This is a genomic window from Peribacillus loiseleuriae (assembly GCF_001183985.1).
Classification (GTDB): Bacteria; Bacillota; Bacilli; order Bacillales; family DSM-1321; genus Peribacillus; species Peribacillus loiseleuriae.
In genome coordinates this window covers 323,245-335,774 of the sequence record NZ_LFZW01000001.1, presented here as the reverse complement: position 1 = coordinate 335,774, position 12,530 = coordinate 323,245, and the positions used below count along the sequence as shown (strand labels likewise).

The following is a 12,530-nucleotide window of genomic DNA, read 5'->3' as shown; positions in this document are numbered from 1 at the left end:
TTTGACTTGCTCATTTGTTTTTATAGTGTGTACTCACTTAAATTTAAACGTTGGCGCTTTGTTTTGTTCAGTTTTCAAAGAGCAATTTGTTGTTGTTGCTTATCTCGTAAGCAACTTTTATATCATAACACCCACCATTTGAATTGTCAACAACTATTTAAAAAACTTTTTCGCTATCTCCAAATTCACATTGCTGTTTTGTGGTGTATTTCATATAATACCACTCTCTAAATACACTGTCAATAAAAATAGCAACTTTTTCTCTACACTAATTACTTATAGCTTCGAAAGATACTGCGAGCCTTTCTAAACATGCAATTTCATTCTATTATTTTAATTTGGAAATTATCAGCAAAATAATAAGAGGCTGGATCTTTAAAGATTCAGCCTCCCCAATATTACTCTGCTTGTTCTTTAGTATTTTGATCTTTAGTACCCGTGTCTTCGGTTTTAGTATCGTCCGTATTAGTATCCTTACTGGAGCAACCAGTGGCAACTCCTACTAACATGAAAGCTGCCATAAATGTTAAAAGCCATTTTTGAAAATTTTTCATACTTCTTATTGCCTCCTCATAGTTCCATTTTAGATTACAAAACTATAATACAGGCTTCTAAATAAAAATAGGCAATCCAGTTTGAACTTTCACATTAATTAACCATTTCTTAATATCTCATTAATGAACTTAACATTTATCTTCTTCCTACTTATCAACTTTACAATACAAAACAAAACAAAGGATCATACCCTACAATGTATAAACTGCAAGGTATGACCCTTTCGGAACTCTTTATTCTACTTTTATTTATTTAATAATGGAGATAACGTCTTTTTCTCCACTTTCTACAGTACCACTTTTTTCAATTTTAATAGATTCTCCTTCTTTCAAGTTCGTGAAGACGATTGGTGTAATAATAGAAGGAGCATGTTCTTTTACATAGGCCAAATCAACCTTTAATAGCGATTGACCTCTTTTCACTTTGTCACCTTGAGCTACGAGCGCTTCAAAACCATTCCCCTCCAACTTCACTGTATCAATGCCAACATGGATTAAAATTTCGAGACCATTGTCAGATTCGATACCGAGCGCATGCTTGGTCGGGAAGAGGTTTACGATTGTTCCGTCCACAGGAGAAACAATTGTCCCGTCCGTTGGTAGGATTGCAAAACCGTCGCCCATCATTTTCTCAGCAAAAACAGCATCTGGCACTTCACTAATTGGTTTGATTTTCCCTGTAATCGGCGAAACGAAGATTTCTTCTTTTACCTCTGTTCGCAAAACATTCGGCATAACTTCTTCGACAGGCACAGTTTCTACTCTCCGCGGTGTTTTTCCATCCATGATATCTTTCATTTGACCCTTAATCGTTTCAGATCGAGGACCAAAAATAGCCTGAATGTTGTCACCAACTTCTAATACTCCCGCAGCCCCAAGTTTTTTAAGGCGATCTTTATCTACGTTTTTAACATCATTGACCGAAACACGTAATCGTGTAATACAAGCATCTAAGTGTACAATATTCCCTTGTCCACCCATAGCATCTAAAATTTGTACTGGAAGGCTTTCATTATCTATTTCAGTGGATTCACCTTCGGATTCTTCTTCTACTTCACGCCCTGGTGTTTTTAAGTTAAATCTACGGATAGCAAATCTGAATCCAAAATAATAAATAACAGCAAATACTAAACCAACAGGAATAACGAGCCAAGCGTTTGTTTGTGGATTAATCAACCCAAACAATACATAGTCTATCAACCCACCGGAGAATGTCATCCCTATTTTCACATTCAATAAGTGCATGGTCATGAAAGATAAACCAGCAAAAACAGCATGAATTCCGAAAAGAATAGGGGCCACGAATAAGAATGAGAATTCAAGCGGTTCTGTAATACCTGTCAAGAATGAAGTAAGTGCGGCAGATACCATAAGTCCCCCGACAATTTTCTTTTTTTCAGGTCTCGCTTCGTGATAAATAGCTAAAGCAGCCGCTGGTAAACCGAACATCATAAATGGATATTTACCAACCATGAACGTACCAGCTGTTAAATTTTGAACACCATCTTTAATTTGAGCCATAAAAATGGCTTGGTCACCTTTAACAATCTCACCAGCAGCATTTGTATATGTGCCGAATTCAAACCAGAATGGTGAGTAAAAAATATGATGCAAACCAAACGGAATAAGAGATCGCTCAATTACACCGAAAATAAATGCAGATAACGTTAAATTGGCACCCAACATATTTTCTGAGAACGTATTTAACGCTGATTGAATAGGCGGCCAAACAACAATCATCAATAAACCCAAAACAAGAGCACTTGCTGCTGTTATTATCGGAACAAACCTTTTCCCCGCAAAGAAGCCCAAGTAGGAAGGTAGCTCAATACGGAAGAATTTATTATACATCGCTGCTGCAATGATACCCACAATAATACCGCCGAATACTCCCGTTTGTAGAGTTGGAATACCAAGGACACTCGCATATTCCACACTACCTTTAAGATCCGCAGCTTCAATCCCTAACACTGTACCCATTGTAACATTCATAATGAAGAAACCGACAATTGCCGCTAGACCTGCAACGCCATCTCCCCCCGCAAGACCAATAGCGACACCAACAGCAAATAGCAATCCCAAATTACTAAAGATAATTTGTCCCGCATTTTCCATTACGGAAGCAATCATTTCGACTCCACCGCTCTCTAAAAATGGAGCAAGCTCTAATAATGTAGGATTTTGAAGCGCATTACCAAATGCAAGTAAAATACCCGCAGCAGGCAAGATTGCAACAGGGAGCATCAAAGCTTTTCCTACCTTTTGCAAAACACCAAAGATTTTCTTCCACATGGTGCAAAACCTCCGAAATTAAGTTTTGTAAAACTGATAAAACGAAACCTCCAAAGCTAGAGGGTAAACTTATAGAATGCGTCGCACAGAAAAGGCATTAAGATCCGAAGCACTCAGCCTGCATGTATCCACCAACCGATAGCTCGCTATAAAACGTTTACAACGAAAAAGACAAATAAAAAAGGCATAAGCAAAAAAAGCATCGAAAGAGCGTACCGGGTATACTATACCCACATTCGCTTCATCCAATCACTTTCTTCACTTATGCCTGATCGAATCAGTAACACGTAAAGGTTATGATTTTTATGTAATTTTCTTTTGTAGCCGCTGAAGATGCATCGTCAAATAGATGGCTTCTGCATCACATACTTGTTCTTTCAAGTGCTGTTGCATAATTTTCATCAGTTTCCAAGCCAAATTATAGCATAACGGATATTCATCTTTCAAGAGGGTAGTGAGTATTTCAGGTTCCTCTACTTTCTCACCTCTTAATACTCGATCGATGGTATACCGCAAGTGACGGACAAGCCTTACATAGTCAATACTTTCTTTATCAATATCTATTTGCATTTGTTCTTCTATAAGATTAATCAAATGCGTGACTAGCTGAGAGTGTTGATTCACTTTCGCTAACTCTTTATTCGTCAGCGCACTATGAATATGAAGGGTAATAAAGCCAGCTTCTCCTTCCGGAAGACTAATTCCCGTCTTTATTTCTAAAATCTCGATTACTTCTTTTGCGATTTCATATTCAAATGGATAAAGCGTACTCGTTTCAACTAAAAACGGATTCTTTATCGAAAGACCATTTTCAATCCTGTTTAAGGCAAAAAGTAAATGATCGGTCATTCCCACATGGATATATTCATTGACACTTCCAGACACTCTTTTACTAATATGATTGATCGCTTCAATGATTGCCCCTTGGTGTTTTTCATCGATTTCCGGAAGCAATTTTTTATAATCTTCCTGTTCTTTTTTCCCTGTTAATACAAACATCTTATCAGCATTTTCTAAGGATATTTCGTCGTCTCTTTTTCGATTGAACCCAATCCCCTTGCCGATTATTACGATTTCACCATAAGAAGGATGGTTTGCTATCACGACATTATTATTCAAAACTTTATTAATTATAGCTACTCCCATCCGCGTCCCTCTTTCACCCCATAATCTATGTCATCTATGTTAGTCAATTCATTCCATTAAATCAACATGAACATTCCTCAACCGAATCATTACACCTACCATTTAACGAAGATTCATCATAATCGTTAAAACGACATCTTAATGTTGTGGCACTTTTTATTTAAATCATTGTCTCGGGAGTTTTCGGGCAGCCACCCCTACCAAGAATGACATAGTGATGTTTTTACTGCACGTCGACAATAAGGGTAAAAAAGAGGACCCGTTAAGGTCCTCTGATGGTTCATTAAACTAGGAATATAAAATAAGCGATAAAGATAACAAACAATCCGTACATGATTGGGTGAACTTGTTTTGCTTTTCCTGTCATAATCATCGTAATCGGATAGAAGACGAACCCACACGCAATACCTGTTGCAATGCTGTAAGTTAACGGCATCATGATGACTGTGAAGAAAGCTGGTACAGCAATTTCAAATCGTGACCAATCAATATGTTTCAATCCGGTTGCCATTAGAACACCGACTACAATTAAGGCCGGAGCCGTTACCGCGGATGTTACTACCGATAGAAGCGGGAAGAAGAAAATAGCAAGAATAAATAATAATCCTGTAACAACCGCTGCAAAACCGCTTCGTGCTCCCGCAGCTACACCTGAAGTGGACTCAACATACGATGTTGTTGTAGAAGTTCCTAAAACAGCTCCAGATACGATAGCTAATGAATCTGCAAGTAACCCTTTCCCTACGCGTGGTAGGACATTATCTTTCATTAGTCCTGCTTGCTGAGCAACAGCCACTAATGTTCCTGCTGTATCAAAGAATGCAACAAATAAGAAGGTTAAAATAACAATCAACATCTGACCTGAGAATAGGTCAGGCAAATTCCCGAACGCTTCAAACGCTGCTCCAAATGTAGGAGCAATGCTCGGTGCCGCTCCAACAATTTTCTCCGGAAACGGTACAAGTCCGAAGATCATACCAGCAATTGCCGTAATAATCATACCTAGAAAAACGGCGCTCTTAATACCTCTCGCCATTAAAATAACTGTAATAACAATACCAAAAACAGCAAGAAGTGTGTTACCTGAAGTCAAATCACCTAACCCAACGAGAGTGGCATCGTTTTTAACAATAATGCGCGAGTTTTGAAAACCAACAAATGTGATAAATAAACCAATACCTGCTCCAACTGCAAACTTAAGTTCTGCAGGAATTGCATTTATGATTTTCTCACGAATTCCCGATAAAGAAAGGATAACGAAAATAACTCCTGAAATCAGTACACCTGTTAACGCCGTTTGCCACGGAATACCGAATCCGAGTACAACTGTGAAAGCAAAGAAAGCATTCAATCCCATGCCCGGAGCAAGTGAAATCGGATATCTAGCAATAATCCCCATGAGGATTGAACCGATACCTGCAGCTAATGCTGTTGCTACGAATACGGCACCATAATTCATTCTTAATTCATCAGGATATCCTTCAATGCCCTGAAGCGTTAAAATACTTGGATTTACAACTAGAATATAAGCCATGGCTAAGAAGGTTGTCAGACCCCCAATTATTTCTCGTCGATAATTGGTGCCAAGCTCTTGAAATTGAAAATACTTTTTCATCGTTCAGTCTCCCTTAAATAAATTCAACGCTGACCAAAAGCCTCACTTCTAACCGAAACGATGTTTACCTGCAAATTATGTAAAGGGGTTTTAGAAGAGCAAGATCCCCTCCATCAGTCATGCGTATCCTTCACATCGTAGTCAAGCTATTTTCGGTAGCTCGGTAGAAACTCTTGGGCCTTATCCCCAATATTATACGGTGAACAAATAATATCTATTAGTAATTACAGTCCAATTGTACTAAAAGAGAAAATAGCTGTCAATAAAAAAACGAACATTGCTTCTTTTTTACAGAAACAATGTTCGTTTATAAGTCAGGTATTTTTTATTTCAGATCAAAAAAATTCAGTATCTTTCGTCTATTCCCACTCAATCGTTGCAGGTGGTTTACTTGTAATATCATAAACAACACGGTTAACATGATTCACTTCGTTAACGATTCTCGTTGAAATAAGTTCAAGTACATCCCATGGAATACGGGCCCAATCTGAAGTCATCCCATCAATTGAAGTGACAGCGCGAATCCCAATTGTATAATCGTACGTTCGCGCATCTCCCATAACCCCAACACTACGGATATCAGGAAGAACGGTAAAGTACTGCCAAATTTCACGATCCAGGCCAGCTTTTTTGATTTCTTCACGCAAGATATAGTCTGATTCACGTACAATTTCTAGCTTGTCCTCTGAGATCGCTCCTAACACGCGAATTCCCAATCCAGGACCTGGGAATGGTTGACGCCAAACGATTTCATCTGGCATACCAAGTTCCGTTCCAAGTGCACGTACTTCATCTTTAAACAATGTGTTTAGCGGTTCAATCAACTTGAACTGCATATCTTCAGGCAGACCACCAACATTGTGATGCGATTTAATCGTTTGTGCTGTTGCTGTACCACTTTCGATAATATCTGTATAAAGAGTACCTTGAGCAAGGAATTCAATTCCTTCTAATCTCGTCGCCTCATCATCAAACACATAGATGAACTCATTTCCAATAATTTTACGTTTTTTCTCAGGGTCAGAAACGCCTTCAAGCTTAGAAAGGAAACGTTCTTTGGCATCTACTTTAATAACATTCATTTGGAAGCCTTCGCCCAGCATTTTCATAACACCTTCAGCTTCTCCTTTACGCAATAAACCATGATCAACGAAAATACAAGTTAATTGATCACCAATTGCCTTATGAATAAGCACTGCAACAACCGATGAATCGACTCCACCACTTAGGGCACACAAAACTTTTTTGTTCCCTACTGTTTGACGAATTTTTTCTATCTCGACTTCAATGAAATTCCCCATCGACCAGTCACCTTTACAGCCACAAACACCAAACACGAAGTTTTTCAAAATGTCGTTTCCATAAACAGAGTGACGAACTTCTGGATGGAATTGTACTGCGTAGAGCTTTCTTGATTCATCGCTCATCGCTGCGATTGGACAAGATGCATTCGTTCCATCAACCTGAAATCCTTCTGGAGTTTCCACAACAAGATCTCCGTGGCTCATCCAGACAGTTTGTTCTTTAGGTAGGTCCTTGAATAGTTTTGAATCGTTCTGAATCGCAAGAGTTGCTTTACCATATTCACGATTCTTTGCTTGTTCAACTTTGCCACCGAAATGCTTCGTCATCAATTGCATACCATAGCAAATTCCGAAAATCGGTAATCCAAGCTCAAAAATACGCTCATCACACCCGAAAGCAGATGCATCGTATACACTATTCGGTCCGCCGGAGAAAATAATTCCGGTTGGATTTAGCTTCTTGATTTCTTCTACCGTAATAGTATGGGGATGTAATTCACTGTACACGCCAAATTCACGAATACGTCTAGTGATTAATTGATTATATTGGCTGCCGAAGTCTAGTACGACAATCATTTCCTGGTTCTGTAAGTCTGTTTTCCCCGTCACTATTGTCACCTCATTTGATATATTCACTTCTTTACAGAAGCGGTTTGTTCTTATTATTTCAAAAATGTAAAAATAAAACACAAAAAAGCTAAACTCCACCCTAAAAAAGTCTAAAAAGGCAGAATTCTAGCTGTTACACTGAAACATCTGCCTTCATAGTCAAATCATTTACGGTGATTCGGTAGAGACTTTCGATCCATATTATCGAGGATATATGAAGGGCTCGTATTTGAATGTTTCAATTGTACCAACATGTTAAAAACATGGTCAAGAGGTAGTTTCTTTAATTAAATTTTCCCATAATTCTTGATACTGCCTCCAAGCTTGGTTTTCCTGATCTCCGCGGTATATAATCCTTTCGTATTCCTTCGTCATCTGCTGCATATTATTATTAGCCATATGATAGACACGATCAACATAAACCGCGTATTCTCGTAATGTTTGGCCTTCAGGTCGCGGTACACCCGCGCGATTCAATTGCTTGAGAAGAACATGATAAGCACTTGTAAATGTATCTGTACCGTTTTTCCCTTTATATCTTGTAATAAATACATATGGCAGCCATTTTCTTCTCGATTGATAGAGCAAGAAAACAAAGATCGTCACTCCAGCAAGACCTATCGCTGTATTTTGCAAAACGTTTTTCCAATAAACACCATCCAATTTTGAAGATGTTGATTGATTTGGTTTATCTATTTCCGGAAGTGTTTTTTTGTCCGACTGAGTAGCTTCCTTTTTCTCTTGAGTCGTCACAGCCGTATCATGGTCATTCGCGTTAGAGTTGGTATTCAAAGAAGCATCATAAAACTGATTTGTGTTATTAAAGCCTTTTGTTGGCTCAAACGGAACCCAACCAACCTCTGGAAAATAAACCTCTACCCATGAATGGGCATTATTGTTTGTGATCATATAAACGGATTCACCGTTTTTGATCGTTGCCACACCATCAGAATAGCCTTTTGCCCAGCGTGTCGGAATGTCGAGTGAACGCAATAGAACAACCATCGCAGTAGAGAAATTATCACAATACCCCCGAAGTGTTTCAAATAAAAATTGATCCACATAATCTTGCTGCTCTTCTGGATAAGGAATATCTTGCTTATCATATACAAACTTCGGACCATCAAAATAATTTTCAATGGCCTTTGCCTTGTCATACCAATTATCTTGATCACTAGTGATCTCTAGCGCTAAATTACGAATTCTTTCAGGTAGATTCCTTGGCAACTGTGTATAAATACCTATGATATCTTTAGGAACATCATTTGCAGATGTAACCTTTTTTAAATAATTCCTATCAAATGTTGTAAGATAATAATTCACTTCATAATCAGTAAGCTTGAGCCTACCCCAACTATTCGATTGAGCTGTCAATAGATTCGTCGAGTCATTAAAAATATACTGATCTGCTCCTTCAGCTGAAACCCTCTTAAGTATACTAGGAGTTGGATACGGGACGTGATTGTAGAACTGCTCCATTTTAACGGTAGTCTTTAGTTCTTGAAGCTTCATCCCAGGTAATTCCGTACCTGTAAGATTCACCATATCCCGATCATTGTCATACTCTGTCAATTCTCCTGGATAATCAAGCCTTGTCCAGCCCTTGCCAGTATAATAATACTTGTTCTCCACCTTCCAATAGTGACGAGTAGGAGCATCTGCATAAAACACAACTGCATGATCGTCAGAAATCGAACCACCTAGTTGGCTATCATTTTCTCCGTATCCAACACGCTTGCTTCCCGCTTTGTTTGAATCTCCTGTTGATTTATTTGAATAGGATGTAATAAATGGAACAGGATCCGGCCATTGCGGTTTTAGTTTCGGTGCTGCAAAACCGATTGTCCCGCTGAACAATACCATGATCGTTAACGGCATGAGCCAGTTTCGTAATCCACGGATAGAAACTGATAATTTTTCCTGTTCAAATAAACGGAAAAAAGCGAGTAATCCTAGTACAGCAAAACCAATAATAACGACCCGAATAATCGGACCGTCTGCATCGTACGGGGTAAACGTATCAAGAACCGCTAAAAAAACAATGGTTAGCAGAAAAAATAAAAAAAGATTTCGACGGACAGCTACCCAATAATGAATTAAATAGGAAATAAGCCAAATCAAAATAAAAAACAATAATGTTCTGAAGCTATTCGTTAATAACATCCAGTCCGCTTCCACCATTCTTGTAATATTCATTTTCATATCACTTATGAGTTCCCCAATCCAGGCAAGATCAAAAAGCGAAAATTGTGAATATAAATATTGAATGGAAAGAATTATATATCCCACTAAAATCATAATTCTCACAACCCAATGCACCTGTAAAAAGTACGATAACAAAGAAAGACACACAAATACAATAAACACACCCATATTATCGGTATCTGTCAATTGATTAACCGGCTGAAGCCATTCCCATATCAACAAAGTGCCATATCCGTATAAAACCACTTTCAACAAAATATCGAGTAGGCTATTTCTTTGAATCATTGAGTCATCACCTCGACTAATCCGGATTCAAAACGCCCCGGCTCCAAATAACTAACTTTCATCCCTCTTGTATAGGCAGATTGCTTTGCCGCCAGTTCTTCTGCTGTCAACTTCTCTTCTTTTTTTATACAAAATATCGTAATGGACTGATTCGTTTTATAAGCACTGATTTGTTCCACGATTCTTCGATTCAAATGTGAAGTAAGCAAGATTAACGCCGCATGTTGAGATAGTACAGGGTGATGCGATCCAAACAAAGAGCTTAAGCTCCCTTGTCCATCTGCTTCTGTTTTTGCCAAACGGGAAAAGATATTTCGCCGCTGTCCATCCCCTCCACGGATTGGCAGAGGAACCTCATCCATCGTAGAGCCGGTATAGCCAACTAGTATCCCTTTTTTCAGAAGAGCATGCGCCAAGGAGGCAGAAAACATTACCAAGTCTTCAAAGGTATCTGATGAATCTTCGTCCAGAATTATATATAAATCATGGCTTTTCTGTTCTTCAAATTCCTTGGTCATAATGGCATTCTTATTGGCTGTCGCTTTCCAGTTAATCCATGACATTTGGTCACCCGGCTGGTATTCTCGAACTCCACTGACGATTGAATGCTCTCGCTGCATCTTTTTTACAGACCCCGCTTCGCCTTGATCAAAGAAATTCTCCAACTGCTTAAACGATAAATCATAATATGCTGGCCAAACTAGAATTTTTTTCGGAAGATCATAATTGGCTTCCTTTTCGAACAATCCAATCATATCACCCGTTTTCAGACGAATCGCAGACAAGCCATGCTCTCCCCTTGGGAGCTTATGAAGCAGAAACGTAATCGAAAATGATTTCCGGAACCAAGGAAAAATGAACGCCTTCTTCATGGACGTGTTTTTGCCTAATCGGCCAGTAAGCTCTTCTTCCACTAGAAGAAATAACAGCGGGAAGCGGTCTTTTCGTGTAATTTCAACCCTTGCTTCAATCGTTTCCCCTGCTCTGGGTTCCGTTTTATCTAACGATCTTGTTACCGTGAACTTGTGAATAGGATAGAAAAACAGCCCTATCGAATAAAGGGCAAAAGGCAGAAACGTATAGAACAGAAACCAGCTGAGAAAACCTCCCTGAAACATCGCAAACCCAAATGCAAAGACAACTAAACTAATAAGCACTATAACCTTTGCATAAGGTCTTATTTTCTCTACCAACGATTTCATCATTCATTCACAGCCCTTTTTACTGGTACGGGAATATTATTAATAATTTCTGCAACCACCTGTTCAGCTGTAATCCCCTCGTACTTCGCTTCAGATTTCAAAATGAGGCGATGCGATAACACAAATGGGGCAAGATATTGAACATCGTCTGGTAATACATAATCTCGGTCACATAATAAGGCATAGCTTTGGGATGCTTTCATTAAGGCAATCGAGCCACGCGGACTCGCCCCTAAGTACACACTACGATGATGGCGCGTTGTTTGTGTCATTTCAACAATATAATGTTTAATAGTATCATCGACAATGACTGCTCGTGACTCTTGCTGTAAACTGCGTAGTTCAACTAATGACATAACAGGCTCAAGGCTCTCAAGAGGCGAAGCCAAACGCGCACGATGCAGAACTTCCATCTCTTCATATATATTTGGGTACCCCATTCTCATTTTTAATAAAAAACGATCCAGTTGAGCTTCAGGAAGCGAGTAGGTTCCTTCATATTCGATAGGATTTTGTGTTGCCATAACAAAGAATGGCTGCTCCAACACTCTTGTTACACCATCAATCGTCACACTTGCTTCCTCCATCCCCTCTAATAAAGCAGACTGGGTTTTCGGAGATGTTCGATTAATCTCGTCAGCCAGGACAATATTCCCCATAATCGGTCCAGGACGAAAAAAAAACTCTTGCTCCCTTGGGTTATAAATGGAGACGCCTGTTACATCAGATGGTAGCAAGTCAGGTGTGAATTGAATTCGTTTAAAATCTGCACTGATTGACTTTGCCAGCGCGCGAACCATCATTGTCTTCCCTACTCCTGGAACATCTTCCAATAAAACATGCCCTCCCGCCAACAAGGCCACTACACTTAATTCTGCTATATCTCTTTTCCCTATAATAACCTTCTCAATATTACGTATCACTTCATTTAACTTTGGGTGCTTTCCTTCGTATGTCATTCCATTCCTCCTGTGATTCATTCCTTATCGACTTTTTTTAAATCCGAAAAAAACTTTCGTCCTATCGACACAATCCATTTAAATTCGCTTTAACTTAATCTAAATTCGACAACATTTCTTGTTACCCTTCTTTTTTCCATTATTTTCACAAACTTTACATCATCGACTTACCCAGTTAGGTTGAGCATATTTCGCGCCAAAATGAGTTTTATCACATGGACTGAAAACAAGAACGGCGAATCTTTCATTCAACACATATAATAATTATACGAATTTTCAAATATTTAATTCTAGTAAAAATATGGATTCGTAAACATCACAAAAAGTATGAGTTTCTCATCATATTTATATGGTAAACT

Annotated in this window: 8 protein-coding genes and 2 riboswitches; all 8 genes read right to left on the bottom strand. The window is 38.7% G+C overall.

What is annotated here, in order from left to right:
* Nucleotides 1-398: 398 nt before the first annotated feature.
* The 8 genes from AC625_RS27180 to AC625_RS01605 all read right to left on the bottom strand — a co-directional run bounded on the left by AC625_RS27180 (nucleotide 399) and on the right by AC625_RS01605 (nucleotide 12,171).
* Nucleotides 399-554, bottom strand: a complete 156-nt coding sequence (locus tag AC625_RS27180; protein WP_180320051.1) for a hypothetical protein — start codon at nucleotides 552-554, stop codon at nucleotides 399-401.
* A gap of 249 nt (nucleotides 555-803) precedes the next feature.
* Nucleotides 804-2,846 carry a glucose-specific PTS transporter subunit IIBC gene (gene ptsG / locus AC625_RS01635; RefSeq protein WP_049679698.1) on the bottom strand — a complete coding sequence of 681 codons (2,043 nt, stop codon included), beginning with the start codon at nucleotides 2,844-2,846 and terminating at the stop codon, nucleotides 804-806.
* A gap of 303 nt (nucleotides 2,847-3,149) precedes the next feature.
* Complete coding sequence (gene glcT, locus AC625_RS01630; RefSeq protein WP_049679697.1) at nucleotides 3,150-3,992, bottom strand: glucose PTS transporter transcription antiterminator GlcT; 843 nt, start codon at nucleotides 3,990-3,992, stop codon at nucleotides 3,150-3,152.
* Between the two features lie 283 nt (nucleotides 3,993-4,275).
* On the bottom strand, nucleotides 4,276-5,607 hold the full coding sequence (locus AC625_RS01625; protein ID WP_049679696.1) for an NCS2 family permease: 1,332 nt from the start codon (nucleotides 5,605-5,607) through the stop codon (nucleotides 4,276-4,278).
* A gap of 118 nt (nucleotides 5,608-5,725) precedes the next feature.
* Nucleotides 5,726-5,827: riboswitch (purine riboswitch) on the bottom strand.
* 139 nt (nucleotides 5,828-5,966) lie between these two features.
* On the bottom strand, nucleotides 5,967-7,520 hold the full coding sequence (gene guaA / locus AC625_RS01620) for a glutamine-hydrolyzing GMP synthase (protein WP_049679695.1): 1,554 nt from the start codon (nucleotides 7,518-7,520) through the stop codon (nucleotides 5,967-5,969).
* A 136-nt stretch (nucleotides 7,521-7,656) separates the two neighbouring features.
* Nucleotides 7,657-7,758, bottom strand: a riboswitch (purine riboswitch).
* Between the two features lie 29 nt (nucleotides 7,759-7,787).
* The gene (locus AC625_RS01615; protein ID WP_049679694.1) at nucleotides 7,788-10,010 is read right to left on the bottom strand and encodes a transglutaminaseTgpA domain-containing protein; all 2,223 of its coding nucleotides are present in this window, start codon (nucleotides 10,008-10,010) and stop codon (nucleotides 7,788-7,790) included.
* Complete coding sequence (locus AC625_RS01610; protein WP_049679693.1) at nucleotides 10,007-11,215, bottom strand: DUF58 domain-containing protein; 1,209 nt, start codon at nucleotides 11,213-11,215, stop codon at nucleotides 10,007-10,009. The genes AC625_RS01615 and AC625_RS01610 overlap by 4 nt, the downstream gene beginning before the upstream one ends.
* Entirely contained in the window at nucleotides 11,212-12,171 is a 960-nt protein-coding gene (locus tag AC625_RS01605) for an AAA family ATPase (protein ID WP_049679692.1), read from the bottom strand. The genes AC625_RS01610 and AC625_RS01605 overlap by 4 nt, the downstream gene beginning before the upstream one ends.
* Nucleotides 12,172-12,530: the final 359 nt, after the last annotated feature.

What these genes read in the sequence shown, in the direction of transcription:
- AC625_RS27180 (WP_180320051.1), bottom strand. Translation starts at nt 554, where the DNA reads ATGAAAAATTTTCAAAAATGGCTTTTAACATTTATGGCAGCTTTCATG.
- AC625_RS01615 (WP_049679694.1), bottom strand. Translation starts at nt 10,010, where the DNA reads ATGATTCAAAGAAATAGCCTACTCGATATTTTGTTGAAAGTGGTTTTA.
- AC625_RS01625 (WP_049679696.1), bottom strand. Translation starts at nt 5,607, where the DNA reads ATGAAAAAGTATTTTCAATTTCAAGAGCTTGGCACCAATTATCGACGA.
- glcT (WP_049679697.1), bottom strand. Translation starts at nt 3,992, where the DNA reads ATGGGAGTAGCTATAATTAATAAAGTTTTGAATAATAATGTCGTGATA.
- AC625_RS01605 (WP_049679692.1), bottom strand. Translation starts at nt 12,171, where the DNA reads ATGACATACGAAGGAAAGCACCCAAAGTTAAATGAAGTGATACGTAAT.
- AC625_RS01610 (WP_049679693.1), bottom strand. Translation starts at nt 11,215, where the DNA reads ATGATGAAATCGTTGGTAGAGAAAATAAGACCTTATGCAAAGGTTATA.
- ptsG (WP_049679698.1), bottom strand. Translation starts at nt 2,846, where the DNA reads ATGTGGAAGAAAATCTTTGGTGTTTTGCAAAAGGTAGGAAAAGCTTTG.